The organism is Thermodesulfobacteriota bacterium (genome assembly GCA_034189135.1).
Lineage (GTDB): Bacteria > Desulfobacterota > Desulfobacteria > Desulfobacterales > JAUWMJ01 > JAUWMJ01.
The window spans coordinates 1-25,122 of sequence record JAXHVO010000136.1 but is presented as its reverse complement, the minus strand read 5'-3'; the positions used below and the strand labels follow the sequence as shown (position 1 = coordinate 25,122).

Sequence of the window (25,122 nt, the reverse complement as noted above, 5' to 3'; positions counted from 1 at the left end):
CCCCATGGGATTTTTCAGACAACAGGAACAGAAGCTGGCCGTGCGACTTTTAACCTGGCGGTATCAGAAGATGAATATGACTGTTCCATCTATGCCCGAATTGGATCGCCAGGCAGCAAAACTGGTTGATGATGCACACCGGATCGCCCGGGAAAGAGGCCGCAATGTCATATCCATCATGAAAGATCTTGTCGATGATTTAAAAAGAAAGTAGAAATTTCAGTACTGTGCTGTTAAATAGCTCCGGTGTCTCAGCCGGAATACTGTGGCCGATGCCTGGCAATTTCTCATGACTTCCCCGGCAGAGCTTGGCAAGATGCGTGGCATCTTCAATATTTACCAGACGATCCTGGAGACCTGACACAATGAGGGTAGGGCAGTTGATCTTTTTTGCCAGGGATCCGGGCGCAGGGTAATTTTTTATCGCCTTGAGTTGGGCCATGATAGCATCTTTATTGTTTCGCGCCACAATGGCCTCTACCATTTTATCGATCATTCTTTCATTTTGTTTTAAAAAGTTTTTTCCAAAAACAACGGGAAGAACCGCCCATCCCAAAGACCTAAGCCCGTCTGATTGAAGTATTTCCAGCCAGGACCGTATAATAATTTTCGCCTGAGCGTTGATTTTTGAACCGACGCTGCACAGTACCAAGCCGTCAACCAGGTCTGGAGTCCGGGAAGCCAGTGAAAGTGCAATATAACAACCGTGGCTCACCCCTACCAGGTGTGTCCTTTTAATTTTAAGGTGATGAAGAAGGTCTGAAAGGTCTTGGACATGAAGGTCGACAGATGGTTTTTTCCCCCCAAGCTTGCTTTGACCCTGGGCTCTGGCATCATACAGAATCACCCTGAAGCGGTCTTTAAAGATACGGGCGTGCGGTCTCCAGTTCAAGGTGGTTTGCATGGTACCGTTCAAAAAAACGACCACAGGATTTTTTGATTCAAATCCGTGTGTTTCATAATAGATGTGGGTGTGATCACTGGTTTTGAAACAGCTCTTTTGCATGATAGGAGCTCCGAACAAAAGGACCGCCGGCCACCTGTGAAAAGCCGATTTCAAGGGCGGTTTTTTTCCAGTTGTCAAATTCTTCCGGCGAAACAAAACGCTCAACCTGAAGGTGTTGTTTTGAAGGCTGGAGATACTGTCCCAGCGTTAAGATTCGACAGCCGGTGTTGAAAAGATCTTCAAGAGTCCCGGTGATCTCCTCAGGCTGTTCACCCAGGCCGAGCATGAGTCCTGATTTGGTTGGTATAGACGGATCGTATTGGCGGGTTTGTTGTAAAAGCTCCAGGGAGCGTTGGTAGTTTGCTTCAGGGCGAACCGTCGAATACAGACGCGGAACGGTTTCTATATTATGGTTCAACACATCGGGTCGGGCTTTAAGAACCGTTTTCAGGGCATGTTGGTTTCCCTGAAAATCGGGTATGAGGATCTCTATCAGTGCGTCAGGTATTTGTTTTCGGATTTCCTGTAAGGTTTGGGAAAAAAAGACAGCACCGCCGTCAGGAAGATCATCACGGGTGACAGAGGTGATGACCACGTAATTTAAACCCATTTTACGAGCCGCGTTGGCTACTCTCACAGGTTCTTTCGGATCGGGTTCATCAGCCGGCCCATGAGCAACGGCACAAAATCTGCAATTGCGCGTGCATCGAGATCCCAGAATCATAAATGTGGCCGTATGTTTGGAAAAGCACTCCCAGATATTGGGGCATTTTGCTTCCTGGCATACTGTGTGCAGCCCGCCTTTAGTAATAAGGGCTTTAATTTGCTCATAGTCGGGTCCGGTTGGAAGGTGCCGCTTAAGCCAGGGGGGTTTTTGTTTTCGTTTATGTTGTTTTATGGTGGTGAGCATTCAGATTGCAATCCAATATCAAAGACGTAGCCGTTAAGGTAAAAGACTTTGAACGTCGAACATCGAACGTCCAACGTCGAATTTTTAATAAGGTATTCTGCCAATTTATAAATCGGCGGAGCGACACGCGGCGCAAACGCCTGCGCTGCTTGAGCGATTTCATTATTCGATGTTCAACGTTCGATGTTGGATGTTCGACGTTCAAAAAACGTTATGCTCTTTTTTGACACTTTTAAATTCCAACATGCTACTCAAGTTAAAATTTCTGCATAACTCTTTTATATCAGTTGCCACGAGTTTTATCCCGAAGATCGATTCAAAATGCTGTTTCAGCGTCCGCCTGATGTGAGACAGAGAAACAGAATGGGAAAGTTCCTGCTGGATGGAGGTCATCTTTATGTTTTGCAATCCGCAGGGGTTGATCCAGTTAAAGGGTTCAAGCGACAGATTCACATTTAGAGCCATGCCGTGAAAACTGATTCCTTTTCGAACAGCTATTCCGATACTTCCCAGTTTTTTTTCTCCTACCCATATGCCTCGGTTTATACCGTTACGCCGTGCTTGAACCCCTAAGTCTTTAGCAGTCTGAATCATGACCTCCTCAAGGTTACTGACAAAATCGGTCACAGCCAGTCTGGCTTTTCCCAGGTTAATAATAGGGTAAACCACGATCTGTCCGGGACCGTGAAAAGTGATATTTCCCCCTCGTTCCACATGGATGAGCGGGATTTTCAATTTTTTTAGAAAAGATTCAGATACGCTCAGATTTTCAAGTCCACCCCGGCGGCCAAGAGTAAAGACCGGAGGGTGTTCCAGAATTATCACCATATCCGAGTCTATTATGTTATCTTTTCTGGCGGATACAAGATAGCTTTGTAGATCCCTCGCCTTTTGATAATCAATCACAGGCAATTCCACGCATAAGCAGGTTTCGTGGAGCGGGTTGCGGGTTGCGGGTTCCGGATTGCGAGTTACGTGTTGCGAGCCGGTAGTTGCCAGGTTTAGGTTCATTTTTCAATTCTTCAAATTTGAAATCTTTGTTTCTAAGTCCCGCTTAAAGCGGGATCAATGGTTTAGTTTGTCCTGATATCATCAGGACAAACTAAAAAACTATTTCTCTGTGCCCTCCGTGGTGAAAAAAATATTCATTTTCAGCCTGTAAGACAGGGATGACGCGCAGCGCTGGTCTCATCAAGCCTTCTGACTTTTGTACGCGTTGGGGCCTGTGTCAGGATTTCGGAATCTTTTTTGGCCTCCGTTACAACCTGTTTCAGGGCATCGATGAAAAGGTCAATGTTTTCTTTGGACTCGGTTTCCGTCGGTTCGATCATTATTGCCCCATGCACCACCAGCGGGAAATAAATGGTGGGCGGATGAAAACCGTAATCGATCAGACGCTTTACGATATCGAGAGTGGTTACTTTATCAGGCTCTTGATTTTTATCGGAAAAAACACATTCATGCATACATGGCCGGTCGTACGGCAGGTGAAAAGTATCTTTGAGTTTTTCCTTGATATAATTGGCATTCAGTACAGCCAGGCTGCTGGCCTTTTTCAGCCCTGACGCACCCATGCTGAGAATGTAACTGTAGGCTTTTACCATGACACCGAAATTGCCGTAAAAGGCATGCAGTTTGCCGATAGATTTAGGGTAATCAAACGAAATAGAGTATTTATTATCTTTAGAGCGGATACGGGGAACCGGTAAAAAAGGTTCAAGTTGTTTTTTCACACACACCGGTCCGGCACCAGGACCTCCGCCACCGTGAGGTGTGGAGAACGTTTTGTGGAGATTGAGATGTAAAACATCGATACCGATTTTTCCCATGTCTGCAATACCCATTACCGCATTCATATTTGCACCGTCGCAGTATACCAGACCACCTTTGGAATGAACAATATCGGCAATTTTTATAATGTTTTCTTCGAAAAGACCCAGGGTGTTGGGATTGGTGACCATGATCCCGGCGGTCTCTTCGTCCATAATTTCAGCCACCGCTTCGACAGAAAGCACTCCCTGTTGGTTAGATTTTACCGGCACGGAGCGAAAGCCGCACAAAGATGCACTGGCAGGGTTTGTCCCGTGTGCGGTGTCAGGAACAATAATTTTTGAGCGGTTCTGTCCTTTGTCTTTATGAAAGGCCCATATCAGAAGCATTCCGGCAAGTTCACCATGGGCACCTGCAGCAGGCTGAAGCGTGACTGCATCCATGCCGGTTATTTCAGCCAGGAAGTCTTCCAGTTCGAACATCAGCCTCAGCGCGCCCTGGGTCAGTCCAGTGGGGAGCAGAGGGTGTGCTCCGGCAAATCCGGGCTGGCTTGCCTGTCTTTCATTGGTTTTCGGGTTATATTTCATGGTACATGATCCCAGGGGATACATTCCGGTGTCCACACCGAAATTCCACTGCGACAGTCTTGTATAATGGCGAACCACATCCACTTCGCTCAGATCGGGAAAGTCGGGACCGTCACCCGCTACATTTTCGTCCAGGGGAAAACGATCGACATCACGGCGGGGAATGGAAAACCCGTACCGTCCTTTTTTGCCCTTTTCCCAGAGCAAGGGTTCGTTTAGTATGAGACCGGTTGTGCCTAAAGATTCTTTCATGATTTCACCTCCCTGACCAGGATATCGATATCTTCTTTTGACCTTGTTTCCGTCACACACATAAGATAATGATCTTCAAGTTCGGGATAATAGGAAGCAAGGGGCAGGCCGGCAACAATCTTTTTTTCGAGCAATCGCTGGTAGGTTGTCTCAAAGCCGGCAGGAAATTTAACTACAAATTCGTTAAAGAAAGGGCTGTTAAAGGGAATGGCAAATCCTGCTTTTTCAAGTTCTGATTTAAGATATGCCGCCTTGTCATGATTCAGTTGGGACAGCTCGCGTATGCCCGTACCCCCAACCGAGGCCATGTAAATAGCAGACGCCAGTGCGCAGAGCCCGCTGTTGGTGCATATGTTGGATGTGGCCTTTTCCCGACGGATGTGCTGTTCACGGGTGGCCAGAGTTAAAACAAAACCTCTTTTTCCGTCTTTGTCCTTGGTTTCACCCACCAGTCGTCCCGGCATGTTTCGCACATACTTCATTTTGGCGGCAAACATTCCCAGAGCCGGTCCACCGAAAGATCGCGGGATACCCATACTCTGACCTTCACCGCAGGCAATGTCAGCACCCAGGTTTCCCGGGTTTTTTAACAGGCCGTAAGCCAGCGGTTCAGTGAAAGAAGTAATAAAAAGTGCTTTTTTCTCATGGGCTTTTTCACCAATGGCCTTAAGATCTTCCACGCACCCGAAAAAGTTGGGAGATTGTACGGCCACGGCGGCAAGTCCTTCCATTCCGTCAACAGGGGTTAGATCAGTTCTGCCGTTTTCAACATAAGGCAGTTCAATTATTTCGAACCCGGTGGGCTTAAGGTAAGTTTCGAGTACACGGCGGTACATGGGGTGAATCAGGCCTGACACGGCGATTTTATTCTGGCGATTGACACGGGCAGCCATAAGGAGCGCTTCAGCAAGGGCGGAAGCCCCGTCGTAAAGGGATGCATTGGCCACTTCCATTCCCAGAAGCCGGGATATCAGGGTTTGGTATTCAAAGATTGCCTGTAAGGTTCCCTGGCTCATTTCCGGCTGGTACGGGGTGTACGATGTGACAAACTCGGAGCGACTGAGCAGGTAAGATGCACTTGAAGGAATAAAATGCTCGTAACTCCCTGCTCCGATAAAAATTTTATATTCCGGAGATACAGCCACATTTCCTGCCAGCATGTCTATAGAGCTGTTGAGTTCCCATTCCGTTAACGGTTTAGGTAATTTGAGATCGTCGGTGCAGCGACAGTCTTTAGGAACGGTGGGAAAAAGTCCCTCCAGATTGTCTGCTCCGACAACTTTAAGCATTGATGCAATATCTGCATCTGTATGTGGTAAATAGCGCATAGGTTTTATCCTTTCAGCATTTTTATATATGCCTCTTTATCCATAAGGGCGTCCATTTCCGCCACATCACTCGGCTTGACCTCGATCATCCATCCGTCTTGGTAAGGACTGTTGTTGACGTGTTCCGGGGTTTCTTCCAGGGAGGTATTGATTGCCACAATTTCTCCTCCGACGGGCATGAAAAGCTCGGAAACCGCTTTAACCGATTCTACGGTACCAAATTCCTCCCCCTGGGAGAATGTGGTGCCCGCTTCGGGTAATTCTACGAAAACGATATCGCCAAGCTGGTCCTGGGCATAGTCGTCAATACCTATTTTAACCTTGTCACCTTCGAGCTTTGCCCATTCATGGTCTTTTGCATAACGCAAATCATCCGGCAGATTCAATTCAGCTATTTCTTTCATGCATATTCCTCCTTTGGTTGTTTGTTTTGATTCTGTCGTTTAAAAATTTAAAAAAAATTTAAACACATGATGTCCCTAATGTCCAGTTTTAACGCATTGCCAAACTGCTAAAGAACAGCTATCATAAATCTCAGGCAAAACCACTAATTCAAGAACTTGGACAGTGCCAGACGTGCGGTTCGGTTCGGGCGCAGGTCGTTTGCAATTTCAACTTTGATTTTCCGGCGGTTGTCATTTATGGTCACTGTTTGACCTGGTGATAACCGGACGGCGGTTTTAACAAAGCCGCAGCAGAGTCCTCGCGGATTAAAATTTTTCGGTTTGTCCGGGCTGGCGATGCTGTAAATCCGGTCGTTGTGACGTCCGATTGCCATGTCAGTGGCACATGTCAGCACTTTGCCGATTTGTTTGTCGTTATCATCTGTGACAATTGCCTGGTTGTGGGTGGACACCTTGCGAAGGTCGTAACCGGCAAAGGGAAGGGTGTGCTCACTATAATCTGTTTTTAAAAGCGACTCGCTGCCGATGAACTGTTTGGTGAATCCCGAGAAATCAGCATTATACGCCAGGGCAAATGGCCACGGATTATAAAGAAAAGGCCATGGGCCGATATCCTGGTGTGAAAGCGGCAACACGGCACCGGCTCTGAGGGAATCTCTGGCAGCCAGGCCACAGGCCACCAGTCCGAATTCATTTCCGGCTTCAACAAGTATATCCCAGGTTCGGGTGAAGTGATCCGGTTCGACAAAAATTTCAAAACCGAATTCACCGGTATAACCGGTACGGGAAAGCAAAATGGGTGTTCCGTCGGAAAGAAGCACGGTTTTAGCCGCAGTCGAACTTGGATCAAAATGACCTTTGAAGGAAAAATACGGCAGCTTGTCAAACACGGTTTGGGGGCTTTTCAACACCTTAATGAGGATTTTTGCAGCAAAAGGACCTTGCACATCCAGCTTGCCTAATTTGTCGGTCAGATCGGTAATGTCTACGTTACTACGGCCTGCATGGTCCAACAAGTGAGTACTGATCGCATTCCCCATTCCGGCATTAACCACCACCATGTAAATTGACTCATCAATTTGAAATACAATGGCATCATCGATGACGTCACCGGTATCTCTCAAAAAAACTCCGTACACGCATTTTCCCGGAATCAACGGATTTTGCTGCTTTCCGATGCAGGCATCCAGGTTATTAGAAAAACAATGCTGAAGCAGATCCCGGGCGTCGGATCCGTCAATCATTACCACAGCCATATGGCTGGTGTCAAAAATACCGGCGTTGGTAAGTACCGAAAGATGTTCGCTTCTAACGCCAGTTGGGTACCAAAGCGGCATATCATATTCACCGAACTGCGCCATATTGGCACCTCGATTAACATGCCATTCATGCAGCAACGTCATTTTTACTTCTTTTTCCATCTTTGACCCCCGTTCCTATTTTGCATTGAGGATTGCAGATTTTAAAACTGAGAGTTTAAATGATCAGCTGGTCTTTTGCAATCCAGAGCATGATACACAGGTTTATTGGGTTCCGTTTGACGATAAGATAGCAAAATATTCATTACAGAATATCTAACTGGCTGAATCCTTCGGGTTTTAGAGTATATAGGGCACCTTCAGGTTGTATCCCTTATATACCACAAAAGTTTCCACCGAACGAACGCCATCAAGCTGGTAAACCTCCTGAGTATAAAACTCCAGCAGATCGAACCCTCTTTTTAATAAAACCACCAGGATAAGGTCAAAGCGTCCTGTCACCACGCTTACTGACACCACCCCTTTTAATTTGCTGAACTCCTTTCCTTTCTCAACAAGATTAAAGGTGGATAATTTTACGCCGACAAACACGACCCGATGGTCGGGCATGACTTCCGGGTCTACCAGGCCTGTGGTTTCCAGTATACCTTCGCTCGTCAGTTTGTTTACCCGCGATCGAACGGTATTTTCGGTGATGTTCAGTATGTTAGCAATTTTTTTAAAGGATTTTCTGCCATCACGGAGGTTTTTGATAATCTCAACGTTTATATCATCTATTTTCATGGTTTACTCTAAAGGTTTACATAAAAATAAGTTGGTGGTTTAAGGTGTTGAAGGGTCCGGCTTACAAGGGTCTAAAAACAATGAAATATCGATCAGATTCGAAAGTTTTAAAACGTAGTCAGGCGGGATGCATCGACATCTAAATTCAGAAGGACTGCATAGGCGCCTAAGGTATAAAATTATTTTCGGAGTCTACGCTTACCTGTTCGAACCCTAAGGATTTGGCACGAATATTTCGTGCAGCATCCGAGGTATCTCTGAAAAATATTAAGAATACATTAAAATAACTAAATTAAATTGCGATAAAAGTCAATAAAAAAAATATAATTTGTCTAAATGTAAAATTAATTGATAGCAATATTCTGTTTCGCATAAATTTTCATGCAATGTTGTGCCCGGTCGGGCATGAAAATTTATGACAACTAATATATGAGGATAAGTTGGGTTTTGTACAACGGTATCATATCAGTGTATGCAGCTTTTGTATAAGGTCGTCAAAATCGTTTGTTGAAAAACAAAACTGCATGTCGCTAAAAGCGTTTCTAAAAGATTTAACCTCTTCTTTAACTCCTTTATTTCCGGCTACCACATCGTAAATAATCTGGGCCAGTTTTTGAAAATCTCTTTCTGCCATGCCGAAGCGGGTCATCTCCTGTACCCCCATTCGTAAAGATCCGGATGCGGTAAAACCTTCTTCATCAGGGGCTGCCTGGTAATTGACTATGATATTATTCTGTTCAAGTCGTTGCGCAAGTTCAGGACCTTTGGAATAGCCAACATTAAGGATCACCTGGTGGGTTTCAGTATATGAGATATCGGGATCTCCGGCAACATCAAGGCCGCACTGCTTCAGAGCTTTTGCAAAGGCTTTTGCATTTGAATGTACTTTCCGTTGGTATTCATCCTTGAAGTAATTCATTTCATAAGCGCCCATCAGCAGACCGAGCATAGTGCCAAGATGGTGGTTGCTGACACTGCCTGGAAAAGCCCTGCGTTGTATGGCTTCCCATAATTCGTAACGCAGATCTTCATCTGTATAGTTCGACCCGATTATTCCCCGCTGGGTACCATAAAATGTCTTATGGGTAGATCCGGTAACGATATCGGCTCCCTCCTTAAAAGGCTGCTGGAAATAAGGTCCCACCAGGCCAAGAACATGGGCCATATCATATAAAATGACACAGTCAATGGACAGGTCATCAACAAATGACCGTATTTGAGCCACAGGTTCCTTATGTAAGGTCATGCTTTTGCCGAAAATAATCAGTTCAGGTTGGTGCTCTTCAATCACATTTTTGCAGGCGTCCACATCTATTTTATAAGAATTATCCTCATGAACCGGAAAATTAACCACAGCAGGCTTTTCCCATTTGGGATTGCGGGCGACAAAATCTCGCAGAGCGCCCATGGGCTGTGCGCTGAGATGACCGCCTTTGATAATGTGGTTATTTAATACGTTGCGGATTCTCCTTTGTTCGCTTTTCCTGTCCGCCCGGTTTAAAAAATCCACCATTGCACTGAATAACGCTGTATTTGCCATCTGACCTGAGACAGGGCGTGTTTCCACCTCGGTACATTCAAGGTAATGGCGCAATTCATTTTCCAGCAGTTCTTCAACTCTGGCAATGAACTCGGTTCCCTGGTAGTAAAAGACTTCGGCTTCGTTGAAAGCCATCACCTGTTTATGTTCGGCATAACGACCGACAGGGTCCATAATCGAAAGAAGTTTTACCATCTTAGAAGGGGTCTGCTCCGATGGAATAAGATTGATACATTCATGCTGTCGCCAGATTGTATTTTCAATGGTTTTATCAAGCAATGAACGGACCTTTTTTACCGCTTCTTTGTTTGGGAAATCCGCTTTTTCCTGTCTGATCTGATCATGGAAAATAGCCCGGGCAAAAGGCGGGGCCTCGCTTCTCATATGGTAGGGAACGACCACTGCTGGCGTCATTTTGTTCCTGATTTCTAGCTGCAGTTCATCCCCTTCGCTAAGGTCGCTGTTTATAAATGCCAGACAGATTGCCCGCAGCCCTTTTTCATCCGTAATTTTGGAGGAAATACCGATCCCTTCATACTTCCAGTAGGGGACCATGGTACCGCTGGTTACATATCCGACGTGGTGACCGTTATGGAAAACCTTATATCCGCTGCGGGCCAGTCCTTTGCCGACTATGGCTACCGGCATGATCATGCGCGGGAGGTCTGTGATGAGAGAAAAGTCGTCATTTATTATTTTCTTCAGAGCATTAAATTGTTTTTCCAGGGCCTCGCGGCCGACAAAATTTTTCTTTAAGGGTGATAAACTGACTGCAAATTTGGAAAGACTCGATGCAAAAATGGGAATTTCGTTGTTTTCAGGATCGTCTCCCAATTCGTGTCCATACAGAGGAAGACATGCTTCAAGCCTCAAGGTATCCCTGGCTCCAAGGCCGACAGGCTGAGCGCCACATTCTATCAATAGATCCCAGATCATCAATGAATTTTCGGTGTTCACAAAGAGTTCGAAACAGATGGGCTCTCCGGTGTATCCGGTTCTTGCGATTTGGACTTTGGCGCCTTTTATGGCATCGGTTGCCAGACAATTTCTCTGTGGTTCAGGTAGATGCCCGGAATCTATAACACCCAAAAGGATATTTTTTGATAAAGGACCCTGTAGGCTGATCATGATCAGATCGGCAGTGCGATCAACCAGTTTTACCTCGTTGAAATTTTTCCGGTGCTGGTTTAAATGGTTCCAGTCCTTTTCCCGATTTGAGGCGTTCACCACCAACAGATATTCATCCTCCACAAAGCGGTAAAGATAGGCATCATCGATCGCACCACCCTGCTTGTTGGGGATAATGGTGTACTGGCTTTCTTCTAGTTCGAGGGCCGCCGCATTGTTGGAAAGAACATGCTGCAGAAAAGCCAGCGAGTCTTTCCCGCTGATCACAAAGCGGCCCATGTGGGAAACGTCAAAAAGGCCGGCATGCTTTCTGGTAGCAAGATGCTCCTGGACGATTCCCCCATCATACTGAATCGGCATTTCCCAGCCGGCAAATTCTACCATATTGGCCCCGAGCTTTACATGCCGTTCATAAAAAATGGTTCGATTAAGTTTTGGCATTTTATTTAAAGTCCCCTTTCAATTGATATGCAGGTATGAACTCAGACACTAACTATTGAAGAATAGAGAAATTGTTGTTAAGAGTCAAATTTATTTATCACCAAAACACGGAAAAATAGTATTTTATGTTTTCCTCCTTTAGTGTTTTCATTATTGAGTTTTTTTGTTACAAAAAGAACATAATTTCCGATAAAAGGACAGATAGTAAAGAGAGGTTTAAAAAAGCATGGCAAGAAAAATAACTGTAATCGGCTCCGGCCCCGGCGGGTATATTGCTGCAATACGTGCTGCCCAGCTTGGTGGCGAAGTGACCCTTATTGAAAAGGAGAGTGTGGGCGGGACATGTTTAAACTGGGGTTGTATTCCTTCTAAAATATTGATTCACACCGCCAAGATGCTGGAAAACTTCAGAAGAGCCGAAGAATTTGGTATCCGGTCAATGGGGTCGGTTATGCCGGACTTACCAAAACTGATGGATCGGAAGGAAAAGGTGATTAAAAGCCAGGCCCAAGGGATTAATAAGCTTTTGGAAAAAAATAGGATTCAATATCTGAAAGCAAAAGGATTTATCGAGGAGCCGGGACGGACCACGGTAAAATATGAGGACGGGAATACCGCAGAAATATCTTATGACGGTCTGATTTTAGCCATTGGGTCATACCCGATAAGCCTTTCATCGATACCCTTTGACGGGGATCGGATTATATCGAGCAACGAAGCGCTTAGCCTGCGCCAAATTCCGCAATCAATACTCATTGTCGGAGGTGGAGTTATCGGTTGTGAGTTTGCATTTGTGCTCGCCGCACTTGGTTGCAAAGTGACTGTGGTGGAGGCTTTGTCAAGGATGTTGCCGCTTCCATCCGTTGATGAAGATTGCTCAAAGATTTTGCAGCGTGAAATGAAAAAGCGAAAAATTAAGTTTTTGGTTAACAGAAGTGTGGAATCGGTTGAAGATCAAGAGAGCAGTCTTGCTGTAACAATAGGGCCCTCGCCTTTTTTGGAGAATATTTCTCCAAAAGACGAAGAACCCAAAATCGAGAGAGTGGAAAAGATTTTGGTATGTGTTGGACGTAAACCGAGTACCGATCACCTCGGCCTTGAAAACATAGGGGTTCATGTGGACGAAAAGGGATGGGTCATTGCCAATGAGAAGATGGAAACCAATATTGCAGGGGTGTATGCCATTGGTGATGTCCTCGGACCGGCAAAAGTTATGCTTGCACACGTTGCCTCTGCGGAAGGCCTTGTTGCGGCAGAAAATGCCATGCAAGGGAGTAAAAAGATGGACTATACTGCTGTGCCCGGTGCAATTTTTACCACACCGGAAATAGCAAACGTCGGGCTGACAGAATCGCAGGCAAAACAGATAAATGATCGCGTACGTTCAGACAGTGTTCTTTTCCGGGCAATGGGAAAGGCACAGGTTGTGGGAGAAATTGCCGGTATGGCAAAGATAGTATCAGATGTTGACACCGGTAGAATTTTAGGTGTTCACATTGTCGGATCGCACGCAACCGATCTTATTGCCGAAGGCACACTGGCCATTAAGAGCGGATCCAGTGTAAAAGATCTGGCTGCCACCATTCATGCGCACCCCACGTTCTCTGAAGTTATGCAGGAAACTTCATTCAAGGCGCTTGACAGATCTTTGCATGGATAATATTTTTTTGGTTTACAGGTTGATTAAGTTTTGTTCCTGTGATAACAGGCAAACGTAATTTGATGTGGGGAGATGGTTTTATTTAAACAGATCAAAAAAATGGCCGGATAAAAAAGGAGGTAGTAATGAAAAAAGGACTATTTGTAGGTATTATTTGCTGTCTGGTGGTGGGTCTAATTGTATTCGCTTGTGGTCCCAAGGAGCCAACGACGATTAAGATTGGCATAAATGCTCCGATTACCGGAGATATCCCCAAAGTAGGGGAGGGAACAAAGTTTGCCGCCCAAATGTGGCTTGAAGATATTAATGCTGCAGGCGGACTTGAGGTAGGGGAAAAAAAGTACAAGGTAGAGCTGGTCATAGAGGATAATGAGGCCAAAGCGGAATCGGCGGTGAAGGCAAATACCAAAATGATTACAGAGGATGACGTCCTGGTGATTGTGGGCCCCCAGTCTTCCAAACAAGCAGTACCTGCGGGTGAAGTGGCCAATAAGTACAACACCCCGATGATCAGCCCCTGGTCGACCAACCCAAAAACAACCAAAGACCGACCATTTGTTTTCCGGGGATGTTTTCTTGATCCGTTTCAGGGTCCGGTGGTTGCCAATTTCGTAAAGAAAGAATTCGGATATACCAAGGCAGCGGTTTTATACGACGTGGCCAGTGACTATCCGAAAGGTCTTGCCGAGTTTTTTAAAGCAGCCTGGGAAGATCTGAACGGTGCCGGTTCAGTGGTGGCCTATGAAAGCTTTACCACTAAAGACGCTGATTTCAGTTCACAATTGACAAAAATAATCAAATCAGGCGCTGAGTTTCTGTTTACTCCGCAGTACTATAATGAAGTGGCTTTAATCGTACAGCAGGCTCATCAGCTTGGATGGGACAAACCGATTGTTGGTAGCGACAGCTGGGGTTCTGCAGAAACCGTTAAACTGTGCGGGAAAGACTGCTACGGGCAGTTTTTCAGTACTCACTATGCAGCCGCCGGGGCCAAGGGAGCCACCAAGGAATTTATCGACAGGTATAATAAAAAACACGGTTATATTCCGGACGATGTCGGCGCTCTGACCTGGGATGCCATACGACTGGTACAAAAAGCAATTGAATCTTACGGAACAATTACCGGAGACCTGAAAAAAGACCGCCAGGGGATTCGGGATGCATTTGCTAAGATCAAGGAATTTGATGGTATTACCGGTAAAATGACTTTTACCGAAGAAGGCGATCCGAAAAAATGTGCCGTTATCGTCAGAATCAGCGATGCCGGTGAGTTCGAGTTCTACAAGTCCATCTGTCCCTAAGATGGGCGCAATCGATAAGTAAAAATTGCAGGATAGATCTCATATGATGACCTGAGGTCCGTAAAGGCTTAAAGCCTGTAAATGTCATATCAAAAGCGGGCCAGGGCGATAAACCCTGAGCCCGCTTTTTTGAAAGAACGAGAGGAAAGCAAGATGGTATTTTTCTTTCAGAACCTGATCAACGCTTTACAGTGGGGCAGTTTCTATGCACTCATCGCATTGGGATACTCCATGGTTTACAGCATCATGATGCTGTTTAATTTTGCGCACGGCGATATTTTTATGGTCGGGGCCTATATCGGGTTTGGTGTTGCCACAGGCTTGATGGCGCTGGCATCACTGTGGACTCTTCCTTTGCCCGGATGGTTTGTGCTGGTGCTGACCATCCTTCTTTCCATGTTCTTAACTTCTTTTGTGGGGATGTTCGTAGAGCGTGTGGGGTATCGTCCGCTACGGGAGGCACCGCGTGCATCGGCAGCCATTACCGGTTTAATGATTGGTATTATTCTCGAAATGCTGGTCCTGTGGGGAGTGGGTACTCAACGGATATCCTTTCCTCCATTGATCGAAACCCTGACCTATAATGTCAATGGTGTATTCATCACCAACAAAAAGATCATGATTGTGGCCGTTTCGCTTTCCTTTATGCTGGCGTTGCATCTGTTTATAAAAAAAACCCGCTGGGGGATGGCCATGCGGGCCATGGCCTTTGATTTTGTGGTGGTACCTTTGATGGGGGTATCGATCAACCGTATTGCGGCCATGACATTTGCCATTGGATCGGCTTTGGCCGCTGTGGCCGGTATTCTTTTCGGGGTGGCTTATCCGGTACTCGATCCGTACATGGGAATTTTATTTGGCTGGAAAGCCTTTGTGGCAGCGATATTAGGCGGAAGAGGCTCGATTATGGGGGCCACTCTGGCGGGATTTTTACTTGGGTTTATTGAAATCTTTGTGGCGATGATTTTTCCATCTACCTTGAGGGATATAATCGCTTATTCAATTGTACTGCTTATTTTGGTTTTCAGGCCTTACGGCTTCTTTGGCGAGCCATACAGTGCCAAGTTGAGACTGTAGTCACGAGATCAAGTTGGCTCTTTATTGAAAGGGATTCAAATGGAAGTAACAAGTAGCGAATTATCTACACCTGAAACAGGATTAAAAAGTAAAATCATAGAGATGTTTTCCATGGTACCGATTCTGGGGTGGCTTTTTGGTGCAATGATTGCGGTTATCCTGGAACAAGCGGTGGGAACACAGCTGGCACTGGCTTTGGGATTACCTAAAATTCCGGCACTTTTTGGTTTCTTAATCATGCTTAAAAAACCGTTGCTTGTTCCCAGCACCATGCTTTACGTTTTATTGATATTCATTTTACCCATCGGCATTATTGCGCGGTTGAGCCTTGCACCGGCCAACCGGCTGGCGGAAAAACTAATCCATTTTTCCATGCCGGGATCGGTATTTATCCATCTGGTGTTGCTTTATATCATTTTTCATATCTGGGCGGATGTGAGTGACTACCGTTTAATTACGCTCAAATTTACTCTGATCGCTATCATGGTCACCGTAAGTCTGAACATAATCAACGGTTACATGGGAGAATTTTCCTGTTCACATCCTGGATTTATGGCTCTGGGTGCTTATACTGCTTCGGTTTTTTCCGTATCCCTTTTTGTTAACGACAGCATGTTTGGCCAAGCGCTTATGCCTTCCTTTATAGGTCCGTTTCTGTTTCCCCTGGGACTCATTCTGGGTGGTTGCGTGGCCGCCCTGGGAGCATTGATCGTCGCCATTCCTTCATTCAGAACACGGGGAGATTACCTGGCGATCATCTCTCTGGCGTTTATGTTTATCGTCAAAAGTCTGGTTGAAAACATGGAATTCGTGGGCGGACCCCGTGGACTCAGCAGTCAGCCAAACTGGGCCAACTTGCCCACCGTTTTTATCTGGACTGTGGTCTGTATCTGGGTAATCAACAACTTTGTTCGTTCCACCCTTGGCAAGGCGCTAAATGCTGTACGGGATGAAGAAACGGCTGCCAATGCAATGACCGTCAACACCAAGCGTACAAAGGTGGTGGCTTTCATGTTTGCTGCATTTTGGGCCGGTGTGGCCGGCGGGCTGTTTGCCCATGTGCTGGGTTATGTGAACCCGGCAACGTTTGGCATTCAGAAACTGGCCGAGGTTTTGGCGATGGTCTATTTCGGCGGCTTGAATTCGGTGTACGGGTCGATTGTGGGCGCTGTAAGTCTCAGCGTGCTTGGCGAAGCCCTGCGGCCTTTGGAGCTTTTTAAATGGATTGCCATTCCGCTGCTTTTGATCCTGGTAATGATTTACCGTCCCACAGGATTGATCGCCTTTAAGGAGTTTAACGTGAAGAAATTGATTCAGCCTAAAAAGAAAAAGGGAGAAGAGGTATAATATGTCCTTGCTTCAGGTAAAGAAAATGACTCACTATTTCGGCGGACTGCGGGCTGTGTATAACTATGATCTTACTATTGAACCGGGTCAGATAAGGGGGCTGATCGGCCCCAACGGAGCGGGTAAAACGACTATTTTTAATCTGATAACCGGCATTCACCAACCCACCGAAGGAACGGTTGAACTAGAAAACCTGAATCTGGTTGGACTTCAGCCCCACCAGATTGCTTCCGCCGGACTCGGTAGGACTTTCCAAAATCTGCTGCTATGGCGTCATATGAGCGTTCTTGAGCATGTGATCATGGCCCAGTATTCGAAAATGACTTACGGGTTGACCGGGGCTTTTTTTGGAACCGCAAAACGAAACAGGCAGGAGGCCGCAGCCGAAGAAAAAGCATATGGACTGCTGAAACTGGTCGGTATTAGTGATCTGGCACATGAGAATGTGCTTAATCTTCCCTACGGGGCTCAAAGAAGGGTGGAAATGGCCAGGGCGCTGGCCATGGAACCGAAGATCCTTTTTTTGGATGAGCCGACCGCCGGTATGAACCCGGAAGAACTGATTCAGATGATGGAAATCATTCGTCAGGTTCATAAAGAATTCGGACTGGCCATTTTCTTAATTGAACACCGGTTGAAACTGGTTATGGAACTTTGCCAGGAGATACAGACCCTGGTTTTCGGCGAGGTAATTGCCGAAGGTACGCCGGAAGAAATACAGAACAACCCTAAAGTGATTGATGCTTATCTGGGCAAGGAGGCAATAGACTGATGCTGCTGTCGGTGAAAAATTTGCAGGTATCCTACGATAAAATTAAGGCTCTCCACGGAATAAACTTTGAGATTGATGAAGGTGAGATTGTAACCATTATCGGAGCCAACGGTGCGGGGAAAAGCACCACATTGCGAGCTATTTCACGGATGGTACCCGTAGAGGAAGGTACCCGAATGAGTTTTAAGGAAAAAGACTTGCTCAGGTATGCGGCTGATAAAGTGGTCAGTCAGCTCGGTATCTCCCATGTTCCAGAGGGAAGACGGCTGTTCGGTAACCTGACGGTCTTGGAAAACCTTCAACTTGCCACCTTTTCTCGCAGGGATAAAGAAGATATCGCCAAAGACATTGAGAGGGTATTCGCCATATTCCCCCGGTTGGATGAGCGTAAAGTTCAGAAAGCCGGTACGTTAAGCGGCGGAGAGCAGCAAATGCTGGCCATCGGCAGGGCATTTATGAGCGGTAGAAAAATTATGCTTCTCGATGAGCCGTCCATGGGGCTGGCCCCCTTGCTGATGCTCGATGTTTTTGATGCGTTAAAGGAAATCAATCAGGAGGGCACCACCATTTTGCTGGTTGAACAGAATGCAAGGATGGCGTTGAAATTTGCCCGTCGAGGTTATGTATTGGAAAGCGGCAGTGTGGTGCTGGAGGGCCCATCAGAAGAATTGCTTGAAAATCCGGAGGTCAAGAAAGCATATTTGGGAGGATGAAGGAAATAATTGATTAAGGTTTTGTCGTTTTTGAACATCGAACGGCGATCATCGAATAGTTAAATCGCTTCGCTCTAACTATTTGTAAATTGGCAGAATACCTTATTCAAAATTCGACGTTGAACGTTCGATGTTGAATGTTCGTTTATATACTCTGAATTAACTTTAAGCTTTCTATTTTATATATTGCAACCAGCTAAAAACAGACTATTTATGAGGTAACTCAAATCCTGGCCTCATAGGCCGGAATTCTTTTCTTGAAAGATTTACTTTTTATCCTTCTTTTCCAGCATTTCAGCAGGATCTTCCATGATGCTTTTCACCTGTGAGCCCGACAAAATAAAAGGATAGCTGTTTTCTGATGATATGGCCGGATAGTCTTTATCATCCTTGTTCAGTTTTTCAAATATAGACAGTTTATATTCCTTGCTCCCCTTAAGAAGCAGGGTGAATACAGGATCGGTGAATTCGCCTTTGGTTCGGTCTGAAATATATTTTTCACAACTAAGGTCTGAAAGGGTGGTAAGAAGACGATTTATTTTAGAATTACCGGCTTTTTGACCGGCGGCATTTTGCCAGGTCGTTTTTACTGGCTCGATTTTTGGTTTAGACGTCTCGGATGGCTTGGTTTTATCCGGTATCTGCATGCGGCTGAAAACCATCTTATCCTTGTTTTTGGCAATATTTATTTCCCATATCTCGCTTATTTTAAATGCAAGTACGGCTTTATCCCGCAGGTCATCCATGGTTTGGTCAAACTTGCCCCTGAAACTGCCGCGTGCATGAAAAACCCGCTCGTCACCGGCAATTTTTACAAAAGTATGGCGAAACGATGCTGCTGCTTTACCAATATCAAACTCGAGTTTAACCTTATCTTTATCAAAGGCTTTAACCGTTATTTTATTAACCTCGTCAAGATCATACCGGTTGTAGCTCTTTGATTCAGACACAAGGGCCGTAAGCGTGAGTTTGCTCATCAAATCGAGCATGTCATTCACTTTTATTCCGTTTGCCGGATATTTTTTAGGCCCGATGCTCCATTGGTCGCCTTGTTTGACAAGGGCAATCGCTGTGTTGTTTTTAGTTATTTCTATTTTAGTAATGGCTGAATGAGAGATTTGCGGTACATCCGCCAACTGGTAAAGGGTTCTGTCAGTCCTGCGCTGGCTCAGATAAACCAGCAGGGCCGCAATGATGACCGCAAGAATGATATATTCCTTTTTAATTTTCATAGAATGTCCTTATTTTTTAAACATCATCATGATATGATTTTTTCGAGAATGGCGTCTAAACAGCACAAAAAGTCCGAAGATGACCACCAGTACAGGCAGACCGGCAATATTAAAAGATTTTATAAACGTTTTTGCTCCTGCCGTTGATTCTCCCAGGGGGTTAAATTGCTGCTGTTTGCTGCGCATTACAGCGATTTCTTCCCGATTATTTAAATAGTCCAATACGTTCATGATAAAAACAGCGTTGGAGCTTCTTCCTTCCTGATCCAGTATATTATCCGTAAGCATATCAGATGAGGAGATGATAAAAATCTTTGCCGGCTTGCCTTTTGCAATAAACCCGCCTTCGCTTTCTATTTGGGGAAAATCACTGCCGTCATTTTTTTGTTGCGAGGCGGTTCGACTCTTATCGTCTGCTTTGTCTTTCTTATTTTCAGCTGCATTTTTTATCGGTATCGGTTTGCCGGCAAAATAACTGGGAAATTGTCCTTCGATAATATACGCCAGAGGCAGGCTTTTCTTTTTATCTGCCGGTGGGGGGGAAATAAACATGGGGTTTAAATTAATTTGTCCGCTCATTTCCCATGACTTTTCCGATGAAGCGAACAGCCTGTGGGCAATAAGGCCATTTTTTTGGATTTGTGCTTCGTCGATTTCAACAGGAGATATTTTTATGGCAATCAGTCGTTTTATGTTTTTAATAAAATCTAGGTCTTTATTGATAAATTTATTTTTAATAAGTGGCGCAAAATAGATGGGCCTTTGACCACCGCCGTGTTGCCTGGGCATTTCCTGCTTGTAGCAATTTTCATCCATGACATAGGATTTTTTAATGCTGATTCCGTAGTGTTTAAGTAGTTTTTCCAGACCGGTATCAATGGGGAGATACATAGGCCCGCGGCCAAAAGCCATACCCTGCTGACCGCCGGGCATTACTTCATTGAAAGAATCAACAAACAGGGCAAGATTTTTTCCCTGCGACAAAAACTGGTCGATTTGAAAAAGCTCGTGATCGGTAAATGCTTCGGTGGGTCGCGCGATAATTAAGGAGCCAAGACTCTCAGGAATATTTTTTTCCTTAAGATTGACCGGTTTGATCGAGTAGTTTTGTTCAGTCAGCATCTTAAAATTGTTAAGGTTGTTTTGGCCCCGCTGCCTTGACGGGTCAAAGGAGGAAACACCCTGCATATTGAGTGTCCCGTGGTCGGCAAGGTAGCCGATGTCCTCATTGATATCGATGAGAGATTCGATATGCTCGGAGATGATTTCTTGCAATTCATTTAAATCAACCAGTTCGTATCGCGTTCCGATAATGGGCAGCCGGAGAATATTCAGCAGCGGGATGGTTATCGCCTTGTCTTGGTACACCATCATCAGGCCGATGGCACCATTGCCTGCCTTGATATTTCCGTCGGCAAAATCGGGCCATTTCAGGCTGAGGATGTTGTATTTTTTTACCAGTTCATTGAGCCCGGGATCTTTGGTAGGGTCAAGATATTGGAACTCCAACTTGCCGTAGTTTCTTTGGTTAAGCTTTTGAACCGTTTCGTCTATTGTTTGGGAAAGTCCGGAAAGATTGTTTAATTTCATGTAAGGGGCCACCAGCTTTAGGGAGGAAGAGAGAAACAGTTTAATCCGTATTTTTTCCGACAGGCCGAGGAGGGCACTTATTTTATGGTTCATTTTTTTAATGGCCGTGGTTAATTTGTATTCCAGCCCGTCAATGGATGTGACGGTGGGAATTTTTTCGATCAGATCCCCGTGAATTAACACCATGCCCATGTACGCTTTTTGGAACTTGATTTCATCTTTTTCCACCAGTTGAATTTGAACAGGACGAATTCCATAATTTTCCGCCAGCTCTCGATTTTCCTTTGCTTCCTGCCTGATATCTCCTTCGTCGGGACTGACATCATAAAAGGTGTAGTTAAAATGCTGATTGGCAAAAATGGAGTATTCTTCCAGAAGGTCATGTAGATACTGTTCCGTATTATTGTTGGGCGCAGGAAGGTTTTTAGTGAAAAAAACCTTGATGGTGAGAGGTTCCGATAGAGTGGAAACCACTTTCTGACTGGCTTTGGAGATGGAATAGGTCCCGTTTTTCGTAAGATCGAGTCTGAAAAAGAGAGTGGTTCCAGCCAAGTTTATAAGAACAATGACAATCAGATAGATGAAAAATTTCAGAAAATTTATCGATCTTTTATTCGCAGTCATTTACATGCTCCTTAATTTTTTTCCTGTAAAACAAGATGGGTACCGTAAAGGCCGATAAAGCTTATACTCAGAAAATAGAGAATATCCCTTGAGTCGATAATACCTTTTGAGATATTTTGAAAGTGATGATCTGCTCCCAGGTATTGAAAAAATACCAGTGAAAACCGGGGGAGGAAAAAGAGCATTTTATCAATCATGACCAGGCAAAAGCAGATGGCCATCCCGGTAATAAAAGCAATAATCTGGTTTCTGGTCATAGATGAAGCAAAAAGACCGATTGCCGAGAAAGCGGCACCAAGAAGGATGGCTCCAATGTATCCTCCTGCAACGGGGCCCCAATCCAACTGTCCAAGGATTCCAACGGTGAGAGGGTAGGCCAGGGTCGGTATCAACATGGCGGCAATAAAGGCAATCGAGGCCAGAAATTTACCTAAAAGCACGTCAATAAATGTAACCGGCATGGTAAGTAAGGTCTCATATGATCCGACATTGAATTCTTCGGAAAAAAGCCGCATGGTGACTGCCGGAACGACAAATGAAAAGATAATTGGAAGAAGTGCAAAGAAATTGCGAAGACTCGCCTGGTTATAAAGAAAGAAGGTGGTAAAAAAGAACCATCCCGTAACCAGAAGAAAAAACGATATAACAATATAGGCAATTGGCGATACAAAGTAGGTCCGAAATTCTCTTTTGAAAACGAAAAAGGCCTGAGGCATATTAATTCTCCCTTGTGAGTTCCCGAAAAATATTTTCCAGGGTTTGGGTTTCCTGATGCATCTCTAAGAGTATCCAGTCGGTTTGTCTGACCTTTTTATATATGTCACCTCTGATGTCGGCAGAAGAGGTGCTGGTCAGTTTAAGATTTAAAATGCCATTATCATCGCTGACCTGGACGATGTCTGAAATTCCGCTAATATCAGTGAGCTGTTTTTTGACGGATTCTAACTCGGCTTTTTGCAGGGAAATACTGATAAGAGTATTTCCACCGGCAGATTGCTTTAAAGTCTGGGTGGTGTCGTTGGCCACGATTTTTCCCTTGTTAATGATCACAATACGGTCACATGTCGCTTCGGCTTCACTTAGAATGTGTGTGGATAGAATGACGGTTTTTTCTTGGCCGATCTGTTTAATGATGTCACGGATTTCTATAATTTGATTCGGATCAAGACCTGACGTGGGTTCGTCCAAAACCAGTATTTCGGGGTCATCCATCATGGCATGGGCCAGACCCACACGCTGTTTAAAGCCTTTAGAAAGTTCGTTGATGGTTTTGTGCATCACTTCACTGATGCCACAGAGGTCGGCCAAATGACGAATCCGAGATATTTTATTGGAGCGGTCGATTCCTCTGATATTTGCCACGTAATCCAGATAGTCATAGACCAGCATGTCATGGTAAAGGGGTGCGGATTCAGGAAGATAGCCCAGCAGTTTCTTGATCTGAAGAGAATCTTCATCAATGCTGTAATCTTTGACCCTGATGCTTCCGGAAGTCGGTCTCAAAAAGCCCGTAAGTATCTGCAAAGTGGTCGTTTTGCCGGCGCCGTTGGGACCGAGCAGCCCCATAATTTCACCTTTTGAGATATCAAAGCTGATCTGATCCACCGCGCAGAGATCGTTATAATATTTTGTCAGGCTTTCAACATGGATCATATCCTTCTCCTTTGCAAACTTTTAATCGGTTATGGTCTTTTTAAGGTTTGGAATTGTTTCGGGTTTGTCGCGAAGCATGTAACGGCTGTCCCCATTTCGGGCGGTCACATTCTCATAAACCCCATCATCTCTCTTCACCAGCTTGGTAAAACCAAGATCACGCAGTTCACTGTTGCTTTTTTTGGTGCTGATACTTCCCAGAGACATGATTTTTTTTATCGGTCCGTTACATTCAGGGCATTTGCGCAATGGTTTATCTTTAATGGACTGTTTTATTTCAAAAACTTTACCTAGATGACAGGGCTTTTCTATATGTTCGTATTCATATACCGGCATGCGATGTGTATCTTTGTTTGGTTTCGACGAGAAAAAACTAATCATAAAATCGATACTGTCAAGATAGAGGCAGCAGTAAAAAATAGAATGCATCCATGGGAAAAAATAAATCCGCTTAACGAGAAACAGCATAAAAGGGAGGTTTTAAAGCAGCGCTGGGAAAATGCATTTGTTTCATTCGAGGTCATGAATCTCCTTGAAATTATATCATACCTCTGTTATTAAAAACGACTTTGAGTATTTACCGATGATTTTGGGCGATGCCTGATGTTTAAACGTGCAATAGACTGCGGAGAGGATTTATGATCAAAGTCGGCGTTGTTGGAGCGACCGGGTATGCAGGTGCCGAGCTGGTAAGGATTCTTTCGGGACACCCGGATGCAACCCTTACCATTCTGACTTCCCGCAAATATAAGGGAGAAAAATTTGACCGCATATATCCGTCAATGGCAGGCAGTGTCAACCTGACATGCGATGAATTTGAAGCAGACTATATCTGTGAAAAGGCGGATGTCATATTCATGGCCCTGCCGCACAAACTCCCCATGGAACTTGTCCCCGCACTTATAGGGAGGGGGAAAAAAGTAATCGACCTTTCTGCCGATTTCAGGTTCCGTAATGTGGCCAAGTATGAGGAATATTACCAGGAGCATACCGCTCCTGACTTGATAGAGCGTTCTGTTTACGGGCTTTGTGAAATTTATTATGACCGAATTAAGAAAGCTTCTTTGATTGGCAACCCTGGATGTTATCCGACCAGTGTTCTGCTGCCGCTGATTCCTCTGGTAAAAAACAAGCTGATAGATATTCATACTATTGTGGCAGATGCAAAATCAGGAGTGAGCGGTGCGGGAAGATCGCTTTCGCTTACCACGCATTTTTGTGAAGTAAATGAATCGTTAAAAGCATACAAAGTGGCCGAGCATAGGCATAATCCGGAGATGGAAGAGATATTGAGCCTGGAAGCGAAACAGGATATAAATATAACTTTTACTCCCCACCTTATTCCCATGACCCGTGGGATGTTGACCACGATATATGCAGATCTTTTAAAAGATGTCGGTTATGAAGATATACAAAATTGCTTTTCTTCATTTTATTCCGGCAGCCCCTTTATAAGAATCTGTTCTAAAGGAAACTTTCCGGATACATTACACGTTCGCGGGACCAATTACTGTGATATTGGATTCAAACTTGATTTTCGTAACAACCGGTTGATATTGATATCGGCGATCGATAACTTGGTAAAAGGTGCGGCAGGGCAAGCTGTTCAAAACATGAACATCATGCACGGTCTTGATGAAACCAAAGGGCTGATGAATGCTCCTTTTCCTGTGTAGTAACCACACCCCAGGGTAACCGCATTTGGTTTTTTAAGGATTTAGCCGAGCTAGATTAAATTGCGTAAGAAAACAGTATGTTATAACATGCTGAAATGATAAGAAATATCTAGACTTTTGTCTTAAAGT

The 25,122-nt window shown here is 44.9% G+C and carries 22 protein-coding genes; 8 read left to right on the top strand and 14 right to left on the bottom strand.

Features of this window, described 5'->3' with window-relative positions; genetic code table 11:
* The first annotated feature begins 4 nt into the window (after positions 1-4).
* Positions 5-214 carry a hypothetical protein gene (locus tag SWH54_19985; protein ID MDY6793551.1) on the top strand — a complete coding sequence of 70 codons (210 nt, stop codon included), beginning with the start codon at positions 5-7 and terminating at the stop codon, positions 212-214.
* Here the strand turns inward: SWH54_19985 and SWH54_19980 are convergent.
* From SWH54_19980 to gcvT, 9 genes are all read right to left on the bottom strand, one after another.
* Positions 200-1,006 carry an alpha/beta hydrolase gene (locus SWH54_19980; protein ID MDY6793550.1) on the bottom strand — a complete coding sequence of 269 codons (807 nt, stop codon included), beginning with the start codon at positions 1,004-1,006 and terminating at the stop codon, positions 200-202. The two genes, SWH54_19985 and SWH54_19980, sit on opposite strands and share 15 nt — an antisense overlap.
* A complete protein-coding gene (gene lipA / locus SWH54_19975; GenBank protein MDY6793549.1) occupies positions 978-1,856 on the bottom strand; it encodes a lipoyl synthase in 879 nt (292 codons plus the stop codon). The genes SWH54_19980 and lipA overlap by 29 nt, the downstream gene beginning before the upstream one ends.
* 201 nt (positions 1,857-2,057) lie before the next feature.
* Positions 2,058-2,867, bottom strand: a complete 810-nt coding sequence (gene lipB, locus SWH54_19970; GenBank protein MDY6793548.1) for a lipoyl(octanoyl) transferase LipB — start codon at positions 2,865-2,867, stop codon at positions 2,058-2,060.
* A gap of 140 nt (positions 2,868-3,007) precedes the next feature.
* Positions 3,008-4,465, bottom strand: a complete 1,458-nt coding sequence (gene gcvPB / locus SWH54_19965; protein MDY6793547.1) for an aminomethyl-transferring glycine dehydrogenase subunit GcvPB — start codon at positions 4,463-4,465, stop codon at positions 3,008-3,010.
* Positions 4,462-5,793 (bottom strand): aminomethyl-transferring glycine dehydrogenase subunit GcvPA, encoded by a 1,332-nt coding sequence (gene gcvPA / locus SWH54_19960; GenBank protein ID MDY6793546.1) that lies wholly within the window; start codon positions 5,791-5,793, stop codon positions 4,462-4,464. Before gcvPA ends, gcvPB begins: the two co-directional genes overlap by 4 nt.
* Positions 5,794-5,798: 5 nt before the next feature.
* Entirely contained in the window at positions 5,799-6,197 is a 399-nt protein-coding gene (gene gcvH / locus SWH54_19955; GenBank protein MDY6793545.1) for a glycine cleavage system protein GcvH, read from the bottom strand.
* A gap of 143 nt (positions 6,198-6,340) precedes the next feature.
* Positions 6,341-7,618: an aminomethyltransferase family protein gene (locus SWH54_19950; protein ID MDY6793544.1), complete on the bottom strand. Its 1,278-nt coding sequence runs from the start codon at positions 7,616-7,618 to the stop codon at positions 6,341-6,343.
* A gap of 177 nt (positions 7,619-7,795) precedes the next feature.
* Positions 7,796-8,239: an Lrp/AsnC family transcriptional regulator gene (locus tag SWH54_19945; protein ID MDY6793543.1), complete on the bottom strand. Its 444-nt coding sequence runs from the start codon at positions 8,237-8,239 to the stop codon at positions 7,796-7,798.
* A gap of 460 nt (positions 8,240-8,699) precedes the next feature.
* The gene (gene gcvT / locus SWH54_19940) at positions 8,700-11,348 is read right to left on the bottom strand and encodes a glycine cleavage system aminomethyltransferase GcvT (GenBank protein ID MDY6793542.1); all 2,649 of its coding nucleotides are present in this window, start codon (positions 11,346-11,348) and stop codon (positions 8,700-8,702) included.
* A 226-nt stretch (positions 11,349-11,574) separates the two neighbouring features.
* On the opposite strand from gcvT, the gene lpdA reads away from it, so the two are divergent.
* The 6 genes from lpdA (at position 11,575) to SWH54_19910 (ending at position 18,218) form a co-directional block, all read left to right on the top strand.
* Entirely contained in the window at positions 11,575-13,008 is a 1,434-nt protein-coding gene (gene lpdA / locus SWH54_19935; GenBank protein MDY6793541.1) for a dihydrolipoyl dehydrogenase, read from the top strand.
* Between the two features lie 125 nt (positions 13,009-13,133).
* The gene (locus SWH54_19930) at positions 13,134-14,309 is read left to right on the top strand and encodes an ABC transporter substrate-binding protein (protein ID MDY6793540.1); all 1,176 of its coding nucleotides are present in this window, start codon (positions 13,134-13,136) and stop codon (positions 14,307-14,309) included.
* A 153-nt stretch (positions 14,310-14,462) separates the two neighbouring features.
* Positions 14,463-15,386, top strand: a complete 924-nt coding sequence (locus tag SWH54_19925; GenBank protein ID MDY6793539.1) for a branched-chain amino acid ABC transporter permease — start codon at positions 14,463-14,465, stop codon at positions 15,384-15,386.
* Positions 15,387-15,425: 39 nt separating this feature from the next.
* Positions 15,426-16,733 carry a branched-chain amino acid ABC transporter permease gene (locus SWH54_19920; GenBank protein MDY6793538.1) on the top strand — a complete coding sequence of 436 codons (1,308 nt, stop codon included), beginning with the start codon at positions 15,426-15,428 and terminating at the stop codon, positions 16,731-16,733.
* Between the two features lies 1 nt (position 16,734).
* Positions 16,735-17,505 (top strand): ABC transporter ATP-binding protein, encoded by a 771-nt coding sequence (locus tag SWH54_19915; GenBank protein MDY6793537.1) that lies wholly within the window; start codon positions 16,735-16,737, stop codon positions 17,503-17,505.
* Complete coding sequence (locus SWH54_19910) at positions 17,505-18,218, top strand: ABC transporter ATP-binding protein (protein MDY6793536.1); 714 nt, start codon at positions 17,505-17,507, stop codon at positions 18,216-18,218. Before SWH54_19915 ends, SWH54_19910 begins: the two co-directional genes overlap by 1 nt.
* Before the next feature lie 266 nt (positions 18,219-18,484).
* Here the strand turns inward: SWH54_19910 and SWH54_19905 are convergent, their stop codons facing one another.
* From SWH54_19905 to SWH54_19885, 5 genes are read right to left on the bottom strand one after another with little or no spacing between them, the layout of a single operon-like run.
* Positions 18,485-19,450: a DUF4340 domain-containing protein gene (locus SWH54_19905; protein MDY6793535.1), complete on the bottom strand. Its 966-nt coding sequence runs from the start codon at positions 19,448-19,450 to the stop codon at positions 18,485-18,487.
* Positions 19,451-19,459: 9 nt separating this feature from the next.
* Positions 19,460-21,664, bottom strand: a complete 2,205-nt coding sequence (locus SWH54_19900) for a Gldg family protein (protein MDY6793534.1) — start codon at positions 21,662-21,664, stop codon at positions 19,460-19,462.
* 11 nt (positions 21,665-21,675) lie between these two features.
* A complete protein-coding gene (locus tag SWH54_19895; GenBank protein ID MDY6793533.1) occupies positions 21,676-22,380 on the bottom strand; it encodes an ABC transporter permease subunit in 705 nt (234 codons plus the stop codon).
* A gap of 1 nt (position 22,381) precedes the next feature.
* Positions 22,382-23,317, bottom strand: a complete 936-nt coding sequence (locus SWH54_19890; protein MDY6793532.1) for an ATP-binding cassette domain-containing protein — start codon at positions 23,315-23,317, stop codon at positions 22,382-22,384.
* Between the two features lie 21 nt (positions 23,318-23,338).
* Positions 23,339-23,653, bottom strand: coding sequence for a zinc ribbon domain-containing protein (locus tag SWH54_19885; GenBank protein MDY6793531.1), 315 nt, complete (start codon positions 23,651-23,653; stop codon positions 23,339-23,341).
* A gap of 302 nt (positions 23,654-23,955) precedes the next feature.
* Here SWH54_19885 and argC point away from each other — a divergent pair, with 302 nt between their 5' ends.
* A complete protein-coding gene (gene argC / locus SWH54_19880) occupies positions 23,956-24,993 on the top strand; it encodes an N-acetyl-gamma-glutamyl-phosphate reductase (GenBank protein ID MDY6793530.1) in 1,038 nt (345 codons plus the stop codon).
* Positions 24,994-25,122: the final 129 nt, after the last annotated feature.